Consider the following 22,548-nt stretch of genomic DNA (forward strand, 5'->3'; position numbering starts at 1 on the left):
GGGGAGGAATTGTGACGAATCTTCCTGATTGGCAGCCTGATCGCGACGGCATGAGCGCGCGTTTTCCGCTCTCCGCCGCGCAGCGGGGTGTCTGGTACGCGCAGCAGCTGGACGCCGAAACCCCCTATGTGATGGCGCACTACGTCGAGGTGCGGGGGAAGCTGGACGTCGAGTTGCTCGAGCGGGCGACAGATCGCGCGAGCCGCGAGCTGCAGTCCCCAGTGCTTCGTCTGTGCGAAGTGGACGGCGAGCCAATGCAGTTCGTCCACCACGATCTGGACGACAGGCTCTCCTTCGTGGACCTGAGCGCGGCGGCGGACCCGGTGAGCGCGGCTCACGCGTGGATGGACCGCGATCGGTCCAGTCCGCTCGACATGGTGGCGGACCGCGTGATCTCCGCAACTGCACTTCGGTTGGGGCCCGAGCACTTCTACTGGTACGGCAAGGTTCACCACGTCGCGCTCGACGGATTCGGCGCTACCAACCTGATGAACCGGATCGCCCAGTTGTACACGCTGGGGGCGAGAGGGGAGGCAGCTCCCGCCTCCGCCGCCTCCGGTCTCGACGTGCTCTTCGAGCTGGAGCGGGACTATCCTCGGTCACGGAGATTCGCGATAGACGAGGCACACTGGGCGAGTCGACTGCTCTCGCTTCCGGAACCTGTCAGTCTGTCCGCCAGATCGTTTCGCCCACGGCCCGCCGCGATACCGCTCGTTGCGAGTACGCGGATCCGTGCCGTGCAGCCCCGCAGCGGATTCGTTGCTCCGGTCGTGATCGCCGCGTGGGCCTTCTATCTCGCTCGCATGACAGGGCGGGACGACATCGTCCTCAGTCTCCCGGTCTCCGCACGGACAACCGCGACGATGCGTCGCTCCGGTGCCATGATCGCGAATGTCGTTCCGCTCCGGGTCGTGATCGGACCCGATGCAACGGTCGACGATCTGGTGTCGACCGTGTCCGTCGAACTGACAGGGGCCATGCGGCACCAGCGGTACCGGTTCGACGGCTCTGCGGGTGCGGCGCTGCGATCCTTCGGCCCCGTCGTCAATCTCATGCTGTTCCGCCGCGAGATCGAACTCGGAGATGCGCTGGGAGAGTTCCATGTCCTGTCGACCGGCCCGGTCGAGGACCTGTCTCTGAACGTGTACGACGGGGTCCCCGGCGAAGCGGTGAGGGTCGATCTCGAGGCCAACCCGGCGTTGTACACGAGGAGCGAACTCGGTAGGCATCTCGAGCGATTCGAGGCGCTCCTCGAACGGTTCGAAACCGCGCCGGGGTCCACGCCCGCCGCAGATCTGGTCCTCGGCACCGCTGACGACCCGGTGCACGTCGCTGGGGGTGTCGCCGAGAGACCCCGCCCACTGGCCGGCCTGCTGCACGATGCTGCACGGCGCGATCCGTCCGCTGTGGCGGTCGAATCCGGATCCGTCGCACTGACATACCGAGAACTCGACGACCGGGCGGCGAGCCTCGCGCGCATGCTTGTCGATCGAGGGGCAGGGCCGGAATCATCGGTGGTGCTGGCGCTGCCGAGATCGATCGAACTCATCGTGGCGGTGTGGGCGGTGGCGAGGACCGGGGCGGCTTTCGTGCCCGTGGATCCGGAACTACCGGCCGATCGGCGGCGCCGCATCGTCGCCGACTGCGGCGCCGTGCTCGGACTCACCGTGCGATCGGTCGAGGTTGCCGAGGGCCCGGAGTGGATCCGCTTGGACGACACGGGGACCGCCGGAGGCTCGCAGGCACGGCCGGCACCGCTCGCCGCATCCGAAGACCGGCCCGGCGCCGAGGTGCGGGTCGACAATGTCGCGTACCTGATCTACACCTCCGGCACGACCGGTCGGCCCAAGGGCGTGGCGGTCACCCATCGGGGCCTGGCGAGCCTGGCGCGGGAGGTGCGTTGCCGGTATCGCGGTTCGGCACATGCCCGCGTACTGCACTCCGCTTCTCCGGGTTTCGATGCGGCGGTGCAGGAATGGCTGCTCGCATTCACCAGCGGTGCAACGCTGGTCCTGCTCCCGGCGGGTGTGATCGGCGGCCCGGAGCTCGCTGACTTCCTGCGTGAGCGAAGGATCTCGCACTTCGTCTCGTCGCCGGCGGTGCTGTCCGTGACCGATTCCTCGGATCTCGATGCGCTCGAGGTGGTCGATGCGGGCGGGGACCGCTTTCCGGTCGGGCTCACCGACGGATGGGCGGACGGGCGGTTGATGCTCAACGCCTACGGGCCGACGGAGACCACCGTTCTGGCCACGCTTTCCCGACCGCTGCAACCCGGATCGGATACGCCGATCGGCACACCGGTGCGGGGGACCTCGGTCGTGGTCCTGGACCGGCACCTGCGGGCAGTGCCCGTTGATGCGGTGGGTGAGCTCTACATCGGCGGGGTGGGGCTGGCCCGGGGATATCACGGACTTCCCGGTGCGACAGCGTCGCGGTTCGTCGCGGATCCGTGCGGAGGGCCGGGTGCCCGGTTGTATCGCACGGGTGACCTGGTCCGCTGGACCGAGGAAGGCGAACTCGAGTTCGTCGGGCGCGCCGACACACAGGTACAGATTCGGGGATTCCGGGTCGAACTGGGGGAGATCGAGGCCGTCTTCGAGAGGCACCCCGCGGTGGCACTGGCGGTGGCCGTCGCCGGCCGGGGTGCGGACGACGAAGCGGTGATCGCGGTGCACATCCTGCCGGACAGCCCCGATGCGCTCGACGTGGACGCGGTCCGCCGGCACGTGGCCGCCGAGCTGCCGTACTACATGGTCCCCAACAGGATTCACATCCTCGCCGACGTTCCCGCGACGGTGAACGGCAAGGTGGATCGGCGCGCACTTCCGTCCGGGGCGGGCCCTTCGGCCCGGGCCGGTTCCGAACCTGTCCGTACGCCCACCGAGGCGACCGTCGCCGAGGTCTTCGCAGATGTACTCGGAGCGCCGGTCGTCGGCCGCGACGACGACTTCTTCGCGTACGGCGGGCATTCCCTGGCAGCCACACGGGTCGGATCTCGCCTGGCCGCCGTGTCGGGAGTCGCGCTGAGTGTTCGCGACATCTTCGACAATCCGACGGTCCGCGCGCTGGCGGCCCGCATCGATGCTGCCGTCGACGAGGTGAGCGAGGCCCGGCCACCGCTCGAGGTGGGCGTGCGACCGGACGTGCTGCCGCTGTCGTCCGCGCAGTTGCGGATGTGGTTCCTGGCGAGGCTGGACCCGGAATCGTCGGCGTACCACGTCCCGATGGCGCTGCGGGTCCGCGGCGGCATCGACATCGGCGCGCTGCGCACCGCCTTCGCGGATGTGGCGACGCGGCACGAGGTGCTGCGAACCGTCTACCCCGAAAGCGGCACAGGACCTGTCCAGTCGCTCGTCGAGGTGGAGCGTGCCGTTCCGGAACTGCGTCCGGTCGACATCACCGCTGACGAGCTCGACACCGCCCTCCGTGACCGCACCCCGTTCGTGATCGATGTGCGAACCGATCCTCCGGTTCGCGCAGTGCTCTATCGACTGGCCTCCGACGACCACGTGCTGGCGATCGGTGTCCACCACATCGCCGCTGACGGGTGGTCGGTGGCGCCGTTGGCCGACGACCTGTTGGTTGCCTACCGCGCTCGGGTCGGTGGTGCCGCACCGCAGTGGGATGCCCCGGTGATCCAGTACGCGGACTATGCGCTGTGGCAGCACTCGATGCTGGGCTCGGCGGACGAGCCGGGAAGCCTGCGAGGGCGGCAGCTCGATTACTGGCGTGGGGCACTGTCCGGTGCCCCGGCCCGATCCGGGCTACCGTTCGATCGGCCACGGCCCACTCAGCCGACGGCGACCGGGGCGAGCGAGCGCGTCGTGGTGGGGAACGGAACCGTCTCGCGGCTACAGGCATTCGCGTCCGCGAACGGTTCGAGCCTGTTCATGGTCGTGCACGCGGCGTTCGCGGCGCTGCTGTCCCGCGTGGGCGACGGAGACGACATCGTCATCGGGACGCCGGTCGCGGGTCGTGGCGCGGCGGAGTTGGACCGTGCGGTCGGCATGTTCGTCGAGACCGTACCGCTGCGCACGAGGATCGATTCCGACGAGGCCTTCTCCGACCTGGTGATGCGTGTGCGGCGCGTGGGGCTCGACGCCTTCGCGCACACCGATCTGCCCTTCGAAGACCTGGTCGACGAGCTTGCGCCGGAGCGTGTTCCGGGTGAGCATCCGGTGTTCCAGGTGGTTCTCGCATTCCAGAACCATGTCCAACCGTCCGTCGAGGTGCCGGGCCTCGACGTGGAAGTGCTCGATGTGCCAGCCACCGCCGCACGGTTCGAGCTCGAACTTGCAGTCGACCGAGTTGCAACCGGCGAACTGGCCCTCACCTTCACCTATGCGGCCGAGTTGTTCGACGCGCGAACAGTACGTGCGTTGGCCGCTGCGATGCTCCGGATCCTGGATACCGCGGCGGCCGATCCGACTGTGCTTGTCGGCGATATCGATCTGGGCACCGATGTGCCCGGCCGGGTGTCCGATTGCGCGGAGCGGGTGAACCGCGACGCCGTGTCGCTGGTGACGCTGTTCGAGGACCGGGCGCGGCGCGCACCGGATTCGATCGCGCTCGTCGCGGGTGACGAGCGCCTCACCTATCGCGATGTCGATCTGTGCTCCAACGCGCTGGCCCGCCGGTTGATCGCGGCGGGCGCCGGTCCCGAGCAACTGGTCGCCGTCGCGACGCCCCGGGGCGCCGCGACGGTGGTGGCCCTGCTCGCGGTGCTGAAGACCGGCAGTGCCTACGTCCCCCTGGATCTCGAGCATCCCGCGGGCCGGCTCCGCTTCGTGCTGGAGGATGCGCGCCCGGTGTGTGTAGTGACGACGGTCGAGGTGTGCGGACGACTGCCCGCGAGTTCGGTTCCCGAAGTGCTGATCGATCCCGCCGCGCGGGACGCCCGCCCCGTGTCACGCCGGCCGCGGCCGGACGAGGCCGCCTACGTGCTGTACACGTCGGGAACCACCGGCCACCCCAAGGCGGTCGTCGTCAGTCATGGAAATGTCACCGCACTGCTCGACGCCGCGGGCCGCCGCATCGACGCCGGTGCGACCGACGTGTGGACGATGTTCCACTCGTACGCCTTCGACTTCGCCGTCTGGGAGATGTGGGGCGCACTCGCGCACGGCGGCACTCTCATAGTGGTCGATCCGTTCGTGGCCCGCAGTCCGGAGGATTTCCGCGCACTGCTCGAACGTGAGCGCGTCACGATCCTCGACCAGACCCCCACCGCATTCCACGAGCTGATCCGGACGACGCCGACGTTGCCGGCGTCCGTCCGATGGGTGATCTTCGGTGGCGAGGCGTCGGATGTCCCGAGGCTGCGGTCCTGGTGGCGCTCCGCCGGACCCACCCGCCCGCGGATGGCCAACATGTACGGAATCACCGAGACGACGGTGCATGCGACGTTCCACGACCTCGACGCCGAGTTGGCTGCCCACCCGACAGGTGTCGGTAGCCCCATCGGCAGTCCGCTGCCCGGGCTGGATCTGGTGATCCTCGATGCGCGTCTTCGCCCGGTCCTGCCCGGCGTCGTCGGCGAGATCTACGTGCGCGGAGCGCAACTGGCCCGAGGCTACCTGCGGCGTCCCGGCGTGACGACGTCCCGGTTCGTGGCCGATCCCTGGGGCGCGCCCGGCGACCGCATGTACCGAACCGGCGATCTGGCCCGCCGACGGTCCGACGGGGTTCTCGACTTCGTCGGCCGCAGCGACGACCAGGTGAAGGTCCGGGGTGTGCGGATCGAGCTCGGCGAGGTCGAGAGCGTGTTGCGCCGACGCCCGGAGGTGGGTGACGCAGCCGCCGTTCTGCGTCGGACGGACTCGGGCGGCGAGATCGTCGCATACGTCAGCGCGGCGGCGGACAACCGTGTCGATCCGACGTCGGTCCTGCGCGAGCTACGAACCGAGGTTCCTGCGTATCTGGTCCCGGCCGAAATCGTCGTCGTGGACCGGATGCCGGTGACCGTGAACGGCAAGCTCGATCGGAACGCCCTGCCCGCACCCCTCCCGCGGCAGAATCCGGTGCAGTCCGCCCGGTCGGCGGTGGAGCAGCAGGTCGCCGGTGTGCTCGCCGACCTTCTGGGCGGCGTTGTTCCGAGGTCGGGCGAAAGCCTGTTCGAGGTGGGCGGAAATTCCCTGATCGCGGCGCGGGTCGCGGCCCGGCTCGGCGCGATCACGGGTCGCAGGATCGAGGTCCGCGACGTGTTCGAGCATCCGACGGTGGCCGGTCTCACCCGGCTTCTGGACCGCGACGGAAATCCCTGGCCGGCACCCGTTGCCGGGCCGCGTCCCGATCGGATCCCGCTGTCCCCGGCGCAGTATCGCCTGTGGCTCGTCAACCGGATGTCACCCGGCTCGGCTGCCTACAACCTGCCGATAGCGCTGCGCCTGGGCGCGGCCGCCGACCTCGAGGCACTGCGGCTCGCCGTCGCCGACGTCGTCGCACGCCACGAGGCGCTGCGCACGATCCACCCCGTCGACGAAGCCGGACCGTACCAATCGGTTGTGCCGGTCGAGGACGTCCCGGTCGCGTTCGCGGTCCACGTGACCGACGACCCGGTCGCGGCCGCCGCGGTGGTGGCCGGCGGTGGGTTCGACCTCACGACGCAGCTGCCGTTCCGGGCCGTGCTCTGCGAGAACCGAATCCGCCGAGGGGATGACATCCTGGCGCTGGTCGTGCACCACATCGCCGCGGACGGGTGGTCCTTGCGCGTCCTCGCACAGGACCTGGCGGCCGCGTACGGCGCGAGGTCCGCCGGACGAACGCCGACCCTCACGCTTCCGGCGGTGCAGTATCCGGACTTCAGCCTGTGGCAGCACCGGGTCCTCGACGGCGACGGGACGGGAACCTCGCTCGCGGCCGAGCAACTGGCCTACTGGATGCGGGCCCTCGATGCTCTCCCCGAGGAGGTCACGTTCCCGACGGACCGGCCGCGACAGGCCACCGCATCCGGAGCCGGGGCGACCGTGACATTCGCGCTCGGCGCCGAGGTGTGGGACCGGGTCGCCGCAGTGGCCCGCGCCCACGACGCGACGGTGTTCATGGTTCTGCATGCGGCGCTGGCCCTGCTGCTCAGCCGATTCGGTGCGGGGCAGGATGTTCCGATCGGTACCCCGGTCGCCGGGCGTGGTCACGGCGACCTCGACGACGTGGTGGGGATGTTCGCGGGCACACTGGTGCTGCGGGTGCGGGTCGATGCCGGCGGCGACTTCGCGCAACTGCTCGACGGGGTGCGGTCGGCGGACACCGAGGCGTTCTCGCGCAGTGACATTCCCTTCGACCGCCTCGTCGAGGAGCTGGGGTACCCCCGGTCGCTCGCCCGGCATCCGCTGTTCCAGGTTGCGTTGTCGATGGAGGACCGGGTCGTCGCGGACGTGCCGGGCCTGGACGTCGTCGAGGAGCTGAACCTGCCGACCGTCGCCAAGTTCGATCTGCAGCTGACCGTGACGCCGACCGCGGGCTCCGGCGCCGAGTGCAGGATGGACTACGCGACGGACCTCTACGACGAGAGGACCGTTCGCGGGTTCGCGGACGTCTTCGTCCGTGTCCTGACCGCGGTCACGACCGACCCGACGTCGCCGCTCGGCGGCCTGGACCTGCTCGGTCCGGAACCTGACGTACTGCGCGGGCGGTGCGCCACCCCGAGGCGCGGTCTCGCGGAGATCCTCGAGGCCGCGGTCGCGGTGAATCCGGACGGGGTCGCGGTGCGTGGTGGCACCGACGAGCTCACCTATCGGGAACTCGACCGGCTCGCGAACCGCCTGGCGCGAGCTCTTCACGAGAGAGGCTGGGGGAGTGAGGACGTGGTGGCGGTGGCGCTGTCGCGTTCGCTCGATTCGGTGGTCGCGCTGTGGGCGTGCGCCAAGGCCGGTGTCGTGTTCGCGCCCGTCGACCCGGCGGCACCGCGGGCACGGATCGCGCGACTCCTCACCGAGGCGGGTGCGGTCGGCGGCATCACCGTCGACCGCCACCTCCCCGCCCTGCCGGAACTCGATGAGTGGATCTGCCTGGACGACACCGCCGTCCGGGTGCGACTGGACGAGTTGTCCGCTGCACCCCTAGGCGACGTGGTCGGCCGATCCCGGCTCGATCACGGGGCGTACCTGGTCTTCACGTCGGGCTCGACGGGCACGCCCAAGGGGGTCCTGGTGACCCAGCGCGGACTCTGCACGTTCGCAGAGGAGCAGCGCGAGCGCTACTCGGTCGACGTCCACAGCCGGGTACTGCATTTCGCGCCGACGACCTTCGACGGTGCCCTGTTGGAGATCCTGCTCGCGGCGCCGGCGGGCGCGACGCTCGTGGTAGCGCCGACCGAGATCTACGGTGGACCCGACCTGGCGGCGTTCCTGCGTCGTGAAGGAGTGACACACGCCTTCGTCACCACCGCGGCGTGGGCATCGGTCGGTGTCGATCCGCGGACGCTACCGGATCTGCGCACCCTGATCGTCGGCGGTGAAGTACTACCGGTGACGGTGGTGCGGGACTGGGCGTCCGGCCGCCGGATGTTCAACGCCTACGGGCCGACCGAAGCCACCATCGTGTCGACGATCAGTGATCCTCTGGCACCCGAGGGTCCGATCACCATCGGCGGTCCGGTCCGAGGCACGGAGGCGCTCGTCCTCGACACCCGACTGCGGCCGGTTCCGGTCGGGGCGACAGGCGAGTTGTACCTCGCCGGCAACCAGTTGGCGCGGGGCTACCACCGGCGAACCGCGGCCACCGCGGCCAGCTTCGTCGCTCACCCCCGGGACACCGGTGTGCGCATGTACCGGACGGGAGATCTGGTGCGCCGCAGCACCGATGGCATCGTCTTCGTCGGGCGTGCCGACCGTCAGATCAAGCTCAGAGGGCACCGCATCGACCCGGCCGAGGTGGATGCCGTGCTGACCGCCCACACGGGGGTCCGGTCGGCGGCGACGGTCACGACGCCGGGTTCGGCGGGTGAGCGGATTCTCGTCTCGTACATCGCGGCCTCGTCCGACGTCGAACTCGAGGACGTGCGCACGGCGCTGCGCCGGACGCTGCCGGCGCCGCTCGTGCCGACAACCGTGATCCGGGTGGACGCGCTGCCGTTGACGGTGAACGGGAAGGTCGACTACGCGGCGCTGCCGGCGCCGGTGCTCGACGTCGGGGCGGGCCGTGAGCCGGCAGGGCGGTGGGAGATTGCCGTCGCCGGAGCATTCACCGAGGTTCTCGGGGCACGCGTCGAGGGCGTCGACACCGACTTCTTCCTCTCGGGGGGAAGCTCTCTCGGGGCCACGCGGCTGGTCGGCCGGCTGCGTGATCAACTGCCCGTGCACATCTCGGTGCGGGATGTCTTCGAGCACCCCACGGTCGAGGCGCTCGCCGCTCGGTTGGCGGAGGCGCCGCAGGCCGGTTCCATTGCTGTGGCGCCGCCGCGGCCGGACGTCGTCCCGCTGTCACCGCCGCAGCAGCGACTGTGGCTGCTCGACCGCCTGGATCCCGGGTCTGCCGTCTACAACATCGCGTTCGGCCTGCGGATGCGTGGCAGCCTCGATACCGAGGCCCTGACGACGGCGATCGGTGACGTGTACGCGCGGCACGAGATCCTCCGGACCTCCTACCCCGCAGACACACACGGACCCAGTCAGCGTGTGCATCGTCCGGGGCCGGTGGACCTCGAGGTGCGCGAGGCGGCCGCGGACGAGTTCGAGGCCCGGGCCGGCGTCCTGGCCGCGGAAGGCTTCGACCTCGCCGCCGCACCGCCGGTCCGTACCGTACTGCTGCGCGCTGCCGCGGACGATCATCTGCTGGTGGTCGTCGTCCACCACATCGCGTTCGACGGATGGTCGCTCGCACCGCTCGCCGGGGACGTCGCGCACGCGTACTCCGCGCGCTGTGTGAACGAGGCGCCCAGGTGGGACGCCGCGCCCGCCCAGTACGCGGACCACACCCTGGGACGGATCGCCCTGCTCGGTGTGCCCGAGGATTCCGATTCGACGGCTGCCCGGGAACGGGACCACTGGCGCGGGGTCCTACGGGGGCTGCCGGCGCTTTCCACGCCACCAACCGACCGCCCACGACCCGACCGCTCGACCTTCCGGGGCGGGTTGCACCGGAAACGTCTCGCCGCGGACCGGCACCGGGCGTTGCTCGACCTGGCACACGAACACGGAGTCAGCCTGTTCATGGTCGTGCACGCAGCACTGGCCGTGGTACTCGCACGGCTCGGCGCCGCGCGGGACGTCGCGATCGGCACCTCGGTCTCGGGTCGAGGTGCACCCGAACTGGACACCGCCGTCGGCATGTTCGTGAACACCGTGGTGCTGCGCAGCCGGATCGATCCGGCGATGTCGCTGCCCCGGCTCCTCGCGGAGATTCGGGACGGCGACCTCACCGCCTTCGACCACTCGACCCTGCCGTTCGAGCAGGTGGTGGAGGCGGTCGACCCGCCGCGCGTGGAGGGTGCGCACCCGCTGTTCCAGGTGTTCCTCGCGTTCCAGAACCTGCCGGCGGTGACCGCGACACTGGACGAGGTAGCCGTGGACATGGTCGATCTGACTCCCGAGTCGGCACGGTTCGATCTGGAGTTCTCGGTGACGGACGACCGGGATGATCGAGATCGGCCGGTCGGTCTCTCTGTTGCTCTGGGCTATTCGGCGGATCTCTTCGACGAGTCGACGGCGGCGAACCTCGTGGAGACCCTCGAACAGGTTCTGGACGCGTTCGTGGCGGATCCGCACTGCGTCGTCGGCGACATCGAGTTTCCCGGCGAGATCGCCCGGAACTCGGGTGGCAGTGCGCCGACGGCCGTTCTGCTGCCCGACGTGTTCTCGGCGGGGGTCGCGGCGGGACGTCATGCGACGGCGCTTCGTGCGGACGGCTGGGAGACGAGCTACGCGCGCCTCGATTCCCTCTCCAATCGGATTGCCCGCGAACTGATCCGCCGCGGGGTGGGGCCGGAGACCGTGGTGGCGCTCGTGTTCGGGCGTTCACCGGAGTGGGTCACCGCCATGTGGGCGGTGAGCAAGGCCGGCGGCGCGTTCGTCACGATCGACCCCGAGTACCCGCCCGCCAGGATCGAGTACCTGCTGGCGGACAGCGGTGCCGCGATCGCCGTTGCGGACGTCCTGCCGGACGAACCCCTGGGCACGGCCGAGTGGGTGACGATCGACGCCCTCGTGGGGGCATCGCAGGCCCCGGTCACCGACGGCGACCGCGTCCACCCGTTGCGTGCGCAGCACCCCGCGTACATCGTCTACACGTCGGGTTCCACGGGCCGCCCCAAGGGCGTCGTGGTGTCGCATGTCGGATTGAGCGCACTGGCCGCACTCGCCGTGACGCACTACGGCGTCGGCCCGGATTCAGTGGTCCTGCAGAACTACTCGGCAAACTTCGATGCCGCGCTGTTGGAGGTGATCCTGGCTCTGGGATCGGGGGCGACGCTGGTGTTCGCCCCGCCCGGACGATTCGGTGGAACCGAGTTGACGCGGCTGGTGCGGGAGGAGCGGGTCACACACCTGCTGTCCACGCCGTCCGCGCTCGCGACCGTCGATCCCACCGGTCTGCCGGGGCTCGAGACGGTCGCGGTCGGCGGCGAGCTGTGTCCGCCCGAGCTGGTGCAGGAATGGGCTGCCGGGGACACCCGCTCGATGGTCAACGCGTACGGTCCGACCGAGGCCACCGTGGTCGCGACGGCGGCACTGGTTCGGCCCGGGCGGTCCGTGGGAATCGGGGCACCCGTTCCGGGAACCGGCGTCATGGTCCTCGACGGCCGCCTGCGACCCGTCCCGCGTGGGGTGATCGGCGAACTGTATCTGGCAGGAACCGGGCTGGCCCGCGGCTACCTCGGTGACCTCGCCGTGACCGCATCCCGGTTCGTGGCCGATCCCTACGGTGCGCCCGGCGAGCGGATGTACCGCACCGGCGATCGCGTGCGTTGGGGCCGTCGAGGCGGTCTGGAGTACATCGGGCGCACCGACAGCCAAATCAAGGTCCGGGGATATCGAGTCGAGCCGGGAGAAATCGACAGCGTGCTCGTCGGCCATTCCGGGATCGCGCTCGCGCGCACCGTACTCGAACGGGACGTCCTGGTGTCGTACGTGGCTGCGCGCACCGGCGAGAACCCGGATCCGGCGGAGGTCAGGAAGTTCGCCGCCGCGGTCCTGCCGAAGCACCTGGTGCCCTCGCGTGTGGAGGTGCTCGACGAGATCCCGCTGACCGGCAACGGGAAGCTCGACGTGTCGGCGCTACCGGGTGGACGGCGAGGAATCGAACACTGGGTCGCAGCGGGTGATGCCCTCCAGCAGACCATCGTCGAGGCCTTCTCGGACGTGCTCGCACTGCCTGCGGTCAGCGTCGACGGCGACTTCTTCGCCCTGGGCGGCAGTTCGCTGTCCGCCACTTCCGTGGTTGCCCGGATCCAGGCGGCATCGGGTCGCCGGATCGCCGTGCGGGACCTGTTCGACCATCCGACCGCGAGGGGCCTGGCGATTGCGCTGCGCGACAAGGGTACAGCGTCGGTGCATCCGATCCCACGCTCGCAACCGCGAGGTGGTGACCGGATCCCGCTGGCGCCCCAGCAGCGTCGACTGTGGCTGGTCAATCGCCTGGATCCCGGGTCGACGGAGTACAACATCAGGTTCGGTCTTCGTGTTCGGGGCCGGCTCGATCGTGCGGCACTGAACCTCGCCGTTGCCGATGTGGTGGAACGCCACGAGACCCTCCGGACGGTCTACCCCGACACTGCCGACGGCCCCCACCAGGTGATACTCGCGTCCTCGTCGGTGTCGATCGTCGATCGTGACGTAGTGCCGGCGCCGAGGGCGTTCGACCTCACCAGCGAGACACCGTTGCGGATCGCCGTGATCTCCGAGGACGTCGACGTGGCCCTGCTCGTCGTGGAGTTGCACCATATGGCAGCCGACGGGTGGTCGATGGGGCCGTTCGGCCGCGATCTGGTCGACGCGTACCGCTCTCGGTCCGCGGGGCGGGCGCCGTCGTGGACACCGCTGGTCGTGGGGTACGGCGATTACAGCGTGTGGAGTACCGAAATGCTCGGATCCGAGGACGATCCGGAATCGGTGGTCGCGCGTAGCCTCGACTACTGGGTCCGCGCCCTCGACGGCATGCCCGAGCGGCTGCCGCTGCCGTGGGATCGGCTCCGATCGGGGCCGCCGACACACCGCGGCGCCACGGAGCGTCGCGAGTTCTCCACCGACTCGGGGTCACTCATGGACCTGGCGCGGTCGCACGGCGTCAGCCAGTTCATGGTCGTGCACGCGGTATGGGTGGCCGTGCTCGCCCGGTACGCGGGCATCGCCGACGTCGCGGTCGCAACGCCGACCGCCGGTCGCGGTCCGCGTGAACTCGACGACATGGTGGGCATGTTCGTGGGCACGATCGTGCTGCGTACCGACGTCGACACCGATGCATCGTTCGGGGAGCTCCTCGCAGTGGTGCGTGACGCGGATCTGGGCGCCTTCGCTCACAGCGAGGTGCCGTTCGACCGCGTGGTCGAGGCGATGCGTCCCGGTCGCGTCACCACGCACCACCCCCTCGTGCAGGTGATGCTGACGTTCGGCGCGGAAGCCGGGGCTTATCCGGAGGGGCTGTCGGGCAGCGCAATCGAACCCGTCGAACTCGACTCCGATGCCATCCGGTTCGACCTCGAGCTCGACGTGACGCAGGGTGCGACCGGGCTCGACGTCCGGCTCGGCTACGCGACCGACGTGTTCACAGCCCGTACCGCCGCACGGCTGGTCGACGCTTTCGGCCGGATGCTCGACGCCGTCCTCGCCGATCCGACGATCGCTGTCGGCGACGTCGACCTGGGCGGCACGTCGGTGGCGGGCGGGCGATCGCTCGCTGTGACGGACTCGCCAGAGGGCACGCTCCCGGCGATGCTGCGGGCCGCGGCAGATGCGCACCGCGAGCGGGTCGCGGTGCGGTGCAACGGGGTCGACCTGTCGTACCGCGACCTCGATGATTGGTCGGACCGCGTGGCAGGGAGCCTCGTCTCGCGGGGTGCCGGTCCGGAGACCGTCGTCGCGCTGGCCTTCGACCGATCGGTCGAGTTCGTGGTCGCGATGTGGGCGGTGGCGAAGTCCGGCGCCGCCTTCCTGTCGGTGGACCCGCGCCATCCGGCTGCACGAATCGCCTTGATGCTTGCCGACTCCGGGGCGGTCGCCGGGCTGACGTCCTCCCTGCACGCGGGCGGGTTGCCCGACGAGCCGGGCTGGATCCTCCTCGACCGCGACCTGCCTCCGTCGGCCGGTCCGTGTCACCGGCCAACCGGGGTACACCTCGATCAGATGGCCTACGTCATCTACACGTCGGGCACCAGCGGAGTCCCGAAGGGCACAGCCGTCACGCACCGGGGGCTGGCGAATCTGGTGGCGGAACAGCGTGAGCGGTACGGCATCACACCGGACTCCCGTGTCCTGCAGGTCGCGTCACCCAGCTTCGATGCGTCGGTGTTCGAGCTGATCATGGCAGCGGCCAACGGGGCGACCTCGGTGATCGCCGGCGGGAACGAGTTCGGCGGTGCCGGTCTGCACCGACTGCTGGTCGAGGAGAGAGTGAGTCACGCGGTCGTCACCCCGGCTGTCCTGGAGTCGCTCGAGCCCGGCGGTCTGGAAACGTTGAAGGTCCTGATCAGTGCAGGGGACGTCTGCCCTCCGGAGCAGGTGCGACGGTGGGCTCCGGCTCGTCGATTCTTCAACGCCTACGGTCCGAGTGAGGTCACGATCATGGCGACGGGCACCGGCGCTCTGCGCGAGCTCGAAGCCGGAACCCCGGTCCCGATCGGGGCACCGATCCGCGGGGTCAGGGCAGAAGTCCTCGACAACCGACTCCGTCCGACCCCGCCCGGGGCGATCGGGGACCTGTACCTGGCCGGTCCCGGTCTCGCCCGGGGATACCGCCGGATGCCGCACCTCACCGCGAGCCGATTCGTCGCCGACCCGCACGGCACCGCGGGCGGGCGTCTGTACCGCACGGGCGACCGGGTCCGGGTGGGGACCGACGGAGATCTCCGTTTCATCGGTCGCTCGGATGATCAGGTCCAGGTCGCCGGCGTGCGGGTGGAGCCGTCGGAGATCGACGCGATGCTCGGTGGATACCGGTCCGTGGCCGCCTCGGTGACACTGTTGCGAGGTGAGCGCCTGGTTGCGTACGTGGTACTCGCCGACGGCGTCGACGAGACCGACACGATCGGGAACCTCCGGCGGCAGTTGTCACTTCGGCTACCGCGCAATCTGATTCCCGCTGCGTTCGTCGCCGTCGACGAACTTCCGCTCACCGTCAACGGCAAGGTGGATCGCGCCGCGCTCGCGGACCTGCCGCTTCCCGTCGTGGCGACAGCGGCACCTCCGATCACCGCGACGGAGCGGACCGTGGCGTCGGTGTTCGCGGAGGTACTCGGGGGCGGCTCGGTGGGACGCGACACCGGATTCTTCGACGCGGGCGGAACGTCGCTGGGCGCTCTGCAGGTGGTCACCCTGCTGTCGGCGCAACTCGATCGCCCGGTGCCGGTGTCGCTGATGTTCCCGGATGCAACTCCCGCCCGCCTTGCCGAGTCGATCGAGAGTTCGCCGCACTGGACGTCCGGCGCGTTGGGGAGCGTTCTTCCTCTGCAGACCAACGGAACACGACCTCCGGTGTTCTGCGTGCATCCGGCGGCCGGAGTCGCATGGAGTTACGCCGGCCTGGTGCAGCACCTGGGCGGGGACCAACCCGTGTACGGCCTCCAGGCGCCGGGACTCGATGTCGGCCTGCGGTTCCCGGGAGAGATAGCGGACCTGGCGGCCGGCTACGTCCGAGAGATCCGCCGGATCCAGCCGCACGGCCCCTACTCCCTCGTCGGCTGGTCCCTCGGCGGTGTGATTGCACACGCGATCGCGACCGCGCTGCAGGACAGCGGAGAATCGGTGGCTCTCCTCGCCGCTCTCGACAGCCTCGTCGAGGTGAGCGAGGGCATGGAATCCGCCGGACACGATGTGATCGATCTGCTGGCCGAACTCGAGCCGTCCTTGGACCTCACCGGGGAGCCACAGGACCTCGATCCCGACCGCGCGACCGAACTTCTGCGCCGTGCCGAGAGTCCGTTCGCATTCCTGTCCGCGGCCAGTATCGCTGCCATGCACGAGAACTCGCTACTCGCCAGTAGCTTGGTGCGACGTCATCGCCCGCGCGTATTCACCGGGGATCTCGTATTCTTCACAGCAGCGAAAGACTGTCGGGAAGGCGTCGCCGCGCCTCGGCAGTGGGATGCCTACGTGACGGGGAAGGTGCGGGAGGTGTCTGTCGACTGCACTCACGCCGAGATGACGGCACCGACGGCACTGGCGGTGATCGGTCCGATCCTCGCGGCGGAACTTCGAACCCGGGACCCGCGGGGTCACTGCAGGCCGGAGGTTTCCTGATGACGTGAGAGCGGTACGGGGCCGGAAGAAGATTTTCGAGCAGGCAATGGTCGCCTGATCTGACAGGAGTGTGTGGGGTGGAGATTCAAGACTACGTCCGTATCGTGTTGGCACGGTGGCGGATAATCGTGGCGGTCACAGCAGTGGCGGTGGTTGCGGCGCTCGTCGCATCGCTCGTCGCGACGCCGGTGTATGCGGCCAAGGCCCGACTGTTCGTCTCCACCAGTGGGTCGTCGGTGATGGAGGCCATGCAGGGTGCGCAGTTCTCCCAGCAGCGCGTGACGTCCTACGCGAAGCTGGCGACGGGACAGGAGGTCGTGGAGAAGGCTATCGGCGCACTCGGATTGGACATCGCGCCTTCCGATCTGGCCGCCAGGGTCAAAGCCACTCCGGTGGTCAACACGGTGCTCTTCGACGTCACCGTCACCGACACCGATCCGGTCCTCGCGCGAGACCTGGCCGATGCCGTGGCCGTCGCGCTGACCTCCACCATCGAGAGCCTGGAGTCGGACACGCGCGGGGGAACGCCCGTGGCCAAGGCGAGTGTCGTCGAGGCGGCCAAGGTGCCCGCTGAGCCGATCAGTCCGAAGGTGAAGCGCAACCTCGGGCTCGGCTTCCTGATCGGCTTGTTGATCGGCATCGCCCTCGCCGTCGTGCGCGACCGCCTCGACAACACCGTGAAGACCCGCGAGGTGCTCGATGAGCTTGCCGGCGTCGGCCTGGTGGGTACGGTGCCGTTCGACAAGGACCGGGAAGAGAAGGCCGCCATCGCGTTCCAGGACGGGTACTCGGGCAGCGCCGAGGCGTTCCGTGAGCTGCGCACGAATCTGCAGTTCCTCGAGGTCGACAACCCGCCCCGTGTCATCGCGATCACCAGTTCGCTTCCCGGGGAGGGTAAGACGACGACGGCGATCAACTTGTCGCTCGCGATTGCGGAGGCAGGCTATTCGGTGGTCCTCGTCGACGCGGATCTGCGTCGCCCGCGAATCGCGAAGTACCTCGATCTGATCGGGTCGGTCGGGATGAGCACCGTGCTGGCCGGGCAGGCCGACATCGACGACGTGCTGCAGTCCACGCCGTTCCCGAACGTCTCGGTCCTCGCATCCGGTCCGTTGCCGCCGAATCCGAGCGAGTTGCTCGGTTCCACGCATGCCGAGAAGTTGCTCTCCGATCTACGTTCGCGTTTCGATTTCGTCATCATCGACGCCTCTCCGCTCCTGCCGGTGACCGATGCGGCAGTGTTGGCCGTGAAGGTGGACGGCGCACTGGTCGTGGTGAAGCACGGACAGACCAAGCGTGAACAGGTCTCGCGGGCGATCGGCAACCTGCGCAGCGTGGGCGCGACCGTCCTCGGCACGATCCTGACGATGACGCCGGCAAAGGGGAAGGGGGCGTACGAATACAAGTACTACTACGACTCGGATGCGCCGGTGCAGAAGGTGGAAGCGGCCGCGGCGAAGGTCGAACCCGCGCCGCTAGTGGCGCAGGCGGGGCAGAAGGTCGAGTAGGGCCTGGTCGATCTGGCTGCCGATGTCCCCGAACACGATCGCGCTCCGGCCGATCGGGTCGGGGACGTCGGCGTCGTCGGGTCGGGAAACCGTGCCTCGGACCGACGCGAGTTCGGCGACGGTCGCCGTCCCGGTCGCTCGCGCCAGATGGGCCGCCTCGAGCAGCGTGAACGTGCGCTTGAGTTGACGGGGTGCCATGCGCAGCACTGCATCGCGGTGGGATTCGGTCATCGTCAGGATCAGATCGGCGGTCCCCGCGATCGCGGGGTTCAACTGGCGTGCCACGAATCCGTCGGCGGTACCGCCGAGATTCGAAAGGACCTGTGCTGCTGTCGGTTCCATGGGGCCGCCGACGACAGCGCGGGTCCCGGCGCTGGATGCGGTGAGATCGGTCCGTCCGGTGCGGGCCGACCAGGCGGCGGTGAGCCGCTCTGCGCTGGGGGACCGGCAGATGTTGCCGGTGCAGACGAACAGCAATTGCATGGGGGTGAGTCTAGGCGCGGCTGTATAGACTCGGCTCGTCCAGCACGCGGCTCGCGCGTCGACCGTTGGCGACCACGATCGAAGGCGGCTCATGGGTGGGGTTCTGGGAGTGTCGGTGGGGACCGGCTTCGTTCGTCTGGTGCGGTCCGACTCCTCGGATGGATCCGGCGAGTTCGAACATCAGGCGATCGAGGTGGGTGGGCATGTCGCCGAGGAGCTGGCGGCGCAGACGGTCGGCGTGATCCTCGCGGATGCTGCCGAGTCGGGATCCGCGGTCGGAGTCGGTGTCTCCTACGGCGACGAGGCCCAGGCCGCTGCGCTCGACGCCGCGATGCGACGGCAGGGTGTCACAGGCTTTCGCCTCGTGCCCGAGGCGACCGCGGTGCTCGAGGAGCTGCGGCGCACCGACGGTACGGCGGGGTTCCGGACGGTGGTGCTCTACGACCTCGGCAGTTCGGGACTGACCGTCAGCGTGGTCGACCGATGGACCGGCGCGGTCGCGGCAGCGGAGCGCACCGGAGCCCTGCGCGGCGACGACCTGATCCGACTGCCACGTGAAACATTCGACGGCGTCGCGGTTCCCGCGATCGAGCGCTCGGCAGACCTGATGATCGAACTGATCGTGCAGTCCGGGCACAGGCCGGACGCCGTCGTGCTTCTCGGCGGTGGGGCCCGGCTCCCGGCGGTGCGGGACGTGCTCGAGCGGAGGCTCGGTCTGCCGATCGTGGTACCGGACGCGCCGGAACTGGCGGCTGCCCGGGGTGCCGCGTTGCTCGCGAGCCCGGTATCGGTGATCCGACCGGTGCAGCCGCGACCGTCCACCGCGCGTGGGCGGCACCGGCGTGCGGTCTCGCGGCGTCAGATCAGCGGCGCCGGTATCGCAGGAGCCGCGCTCGTCGTCATCGCCGCTGTGGGCTTCGGGCTGGGATACGGCGGTTCGCTTTTCGGATCGGACGCCGCGGCCACCGCCGACACCAAGACCTCGGTACCGTCGAGTTCTTCGACGACCGCCCCGACCTCGCTTCCGTCGTCCACGCCGCCGTCCGAGGCGCCGACGACGCCGCCGCCCGAGCCGGGCGCGTCGCAGCCGGTCGGTGGCGGCGGGGGTGCCTCGGCACCGCGCGCGCAGGTCCAGCCTCGTCCGGCCGATCCGCCACGCTGGTGGGAGATCCCGGAGCTACCCGAGCTTCCGTCGCTGCCACCGATTCCGTCGCTGCCGCAGCTCCCACAGTTGCCGGTGCCGCCGGTGGATCTGGCACCCCTGCAGCCCCTGCTGCCCCTTCCGTGACTCCGACGTCGCGGCGATCAGCGGGCGTGCCGCCCACCCGCACGTCGCCGCGGTGACGGACCGGCCGGTCGGGGGCGGGCAAGGAGTGCCGCGATCCCGGTCGTGAGGGGGACCGAGAGTGCGAGCGCGATGCCGCCGACCGACGAGCGGACGATCTCGATCGCCACGGCGTCACCGGTCAGGACGTCGCTGACGGGTCCGCCCGCGACGCTGAACAGCAGCAGCAGGGGAAGTGCACCGCCGGCGTACGCCAGCACCAGCGTGTAGACCGTGCTCGCGATGTGGTCGCGTCCCACCCGCATCGCGGAGGTGAAGATGGTTCGTCTGGAAGCGGTCTCGTCCATCGAAGCGATCTCGAAGGCTGCCGACGCCTGCGTGATCGTGACGTCGTTCAGCACACCGAGCGAGCCGATGATGAAGCCGGCCAGGAGGAGTCCGGTGATGCTGACCTGCTGGATGTAGGCCTGTACGTCGGTGTTCTGTTCCTCGGACAGCCCGGTCAGATGCGTCATCCGAATCGCGACGGCGGACAGCACGGCTGCCACGAGCATCGAAGCCAGTGTGCCGAGCAGGGCTGCGCTGGTGCGCAGATTGACGCCGTGCGCCAGGTACAGCACGGCGTACAGGATCGCCGCGCCCGACACGAGAGCGACGGGCATCGCCGGCTTTCCGTCGAGCAATGCCGGCAGGGTGAAGACGACGAGAACGCCGAAGGTGATCCCGAGTCCGAGCAGCGCGCGTGCGCCCCGCCACCGGGCAACCGCGATGATCGCGACCGCGAACGCTGCGACGACGAGTAACAAGGGCAGCCCACGCGCGTAGTCGTTGAACGAGTAGATCGGGGTGCCGGACGAATCCGTCTGTCGGACAAGCCGGATGTGCCCACCGACGCTCAGATTCGGTTGCCCCGGACCGGGCACGATCTCGAGGAGCGTGCGCGTCCCCTCGTTGGGGCCGGAGTCGATCGTCACCACGCTGCGGCGGCAGTCGAACGAACTACCGGTCGGGGGAGGTGTGGGTTCACCCGGAAACGCCTTGCCCGCAGACGGGCTGCCGCACGGTGCGATGTCCTGGGCGACGACGGTACCGGCCTCGGTGGTGACGGCTCCACCACCCGCGTTCTGGAACGGCAGCGGGATCTCGATGTGCTGCTTGCCCGGCCACAGGATCGCGGCTGCCGCGACGACGGCGACGGCGATCGCGACGAGGAGTCCGACTACGACACGGGCAGCGGTCGGGCCCACCGGAACCGGGCCCTCGAAGTGGCCGTGGCCGTGGCCGTGACGGGCGTCGGATGTCATCGGAGGGGCCTCTGCACCGCATCAGGCTAGCGGTGCTGGTGCGAAGCGACGGTGGCGGGGAGCAGGGGGGGTCGTCCCCGCCACCGGTACCTCGTCGCCCAGGGGGGGAGGGGCAAGACGAGGCGCTTAACGGGCACTCGGAGGTGCCAATCGGTCAATCTACCCATATCGCGGCGATCCCGCAGGGTTGGGGTGGCACAGCGTGTCGGGGCATCACACGGCGATGTGGATCACGTTCGGATGCAGGTGCTTCCGACGTTTCGAACGCACCTGGATCAAGCCGACCGACAGGTTTGGATAGCTACTGCTTGTAGCCGGACAGGAAGTTGCCGAACCGCTCGATCGCCACCGCGAGATCCCGCGCCCACGGCAACGTCACGATGCGCAGGTGGTCGTGATCGGGCCAGTTGAAGCCGGTGCCCTGGACCATCAGGATCTTCTCCTGCAGCAGCAGGTCCTGCACGAGCTTCTCGTCGTCGTGGATCTCGTACACGTTCGGGTCCAGCCGGGGGAACGCGTACAGCGCGCCGCGCGGCTTGACGCACGAGACGCCCGGAATCATGTTGAGCCGCTCCCACGCGACGTCACGCTGCTCGAGCAGGCGGCCGCCCGGCAGGATCAGGTCCTCGATGCTCTGGTGCCCGCCGAGCGCCACCTGGATGGCGTGCTGACCGGGGACGTTGGGGCACAGGCGCGTGGACGCCAGCAGATCCAGGCCCTCGAGGAAGCCGGCCGCGTGGTCCTTCGGGCCGGTGATGGCGACCCAGCCGGAGCGGTAGCCCGCGACGCGGTACGCCTTGGACAGGCCGTTGAACGTCAGGCACAGCATGTCGGGCGCCAGCGTGGCCAGCGAGATGTGCTTGGCGTCGTCGTAGAGGATCTTGTCGTAGATCTCGTCCGACAGCAGCAGCAGCTGGTGCCTGCGGGCCAGGTCGACGAGCTGCGAGAGCACCTCAGCCGAGTAGACGGCGCCCGTCGGGTTGTTCGGGTTGATGACCAGCAGCGCCTTGGTCTTCTCGGTGATCTTCGACTCGATGTCCGCGATGTCCGGGTTCCAGTCGTTCTGCTCGTCACACAGGTAGTGCACCGGGGTGCCGCCCGACAGGCTCGTCATCGCGGTCCACAACGGGTAGTCCGGAGCCGGGATCAGGACCTCGTCACCGTCGTCCAGCAGTGCCTGCATCGTCATGGTGATGAGTTCCGAGACGCCGTTGCCGAGGTAGATGTCGTCGACGTCGAGCTCGGGGAAGCCGGGCACCAGTTCGTACCGCGTGACGATCGCGCGGCGCGCGGACAGGATGCCCTTGGACTCCGAATAGCCCTGCGCGTAGGGCAGAGCCGCGATCATGTCGCGCATGATCACATCGGGCGCCTCGAAACCGAACGGGGCGGGATTGCCGATGTTGAGTTTGAGGATCCGGTGCCCCTCGGACTCCAGCCGCGCCGCGTGCGCATGCACCGGCCCGCGGATCTCGTACAGCACGTTCTGCAGTTTGGTGGACTGCTCGAGAGCGCGCTGCGGCCGACGGTTGCGGACGGAATCTGGAGTGCTCACGCAACCATGATTCCACTCGCGCGCAAAC

Annotated in this window: 6 protein-coding genes; 3 read left to right on the forward strand and 3 right to left on the reverse strand. The window is 69.3% G+C overall.

The window, feature by feature from the left end:
• The first annotated feature begins 11 nt into the window (after window positions 1-11).
• Complete coding sequence (locus AC1RIF_RS19930; protein WP_492603090.1) at window positions 12-16,385, forward strand: amino acid adenylation domain-containing protein; 16,374 nt, start codon at window positions 12-14, stop codon at window positions 16,383-16,385.
• Between the two features lie 77 nt (window positions 16,386-16,462).
• Window positions 16,463-17,893: a tyrosine-protein kinase domain-containing protein gene (locus tag AC1RIF_RS19935; protein ID WP_492603091.1), complete on the forward strand. Its 1,431-nt coding sequence runs from the start codon at window positions 16,463-16,465 to the stop codon at window positions 17,891-17,893.
• Here the strand turns inward: AC1RIF_RS19935 and AC1RIF_RS19940 are convergent.
• Window positions 17,861-18,376 (reverse strand): arsenate reductase/protein-tyrosine-phosphatase family protein, encoded by a 516-nt coding sequence (locus AC1RIF_RS19940; RefSeq protein ID WP_492603092.1) that lies wholly within the window; start codon window positions 18,374-18,376, stop codon window positions 17,861-17,863. The two genes, AC1RIF_RS19935 and AC1RIF_RS19940, sit on opposite strands and share 33 nt — an antisense overlap.
• A 91-nt stretch (window positions 18,377-18,467) precedes the next feature.
• Here AC1RIF_RS19940 and AC1RIF_RS19945 point away from each other — a divergent pair, with 91 nt between their 5' ends.
• Window positions 18,468-19,664, forward strand: coding sequence for a DUF7159 family protein (locus tag AC1RIF_RS19945; RefSeq protein ID WP_492603093.1), 1,197 nt, complete (start codon window positions 18,468-18,470; stop codon window positions 19,662-19,664).
• A gap of 17 nt (window positions 19,665-19,681) precedes the next feature.
• On the opposite strand, the gene AC1RIF_RS19950 is transcribed toward AC1RIF_RS19945, so the two are convergent.
• Both AC1RIF_RS19950 and AC1RIF_RS19955 read right to left on the reverse strand, forming a co-directional pair.
• Window positions 19,682-20,965, reverse strand: a complete 1,284-nt coding sequence (locus AC1RIF_RS19950; RefSeq protein WP_492603094.1) for a YibE/F family protein — start codon at window positions 20,963-20,965, stop codon at window positions 19,682-19,684.
• Between the two features lie 301 nt (window positions 20,966-21,266).
• On the reverse strand, window positions 21,267-22,520 hold the full coding sequence (locus AC1RIF_RS19955) for a pyridoxal phosphate-dependent aminotransferase (RefSeq protein ID WP_492603095.1): 1,254 nt from the start codon (window positions 22,518-22,520) through the stop codon (window positions 21,267-21,269).
• Window positions 22,521-22,548: the final 28 nt, after the last annotated feature.

The sequence above is a fragment of the Prescottella sp. GW823-FHT02E09 genome (assembly GCF_058797375.1).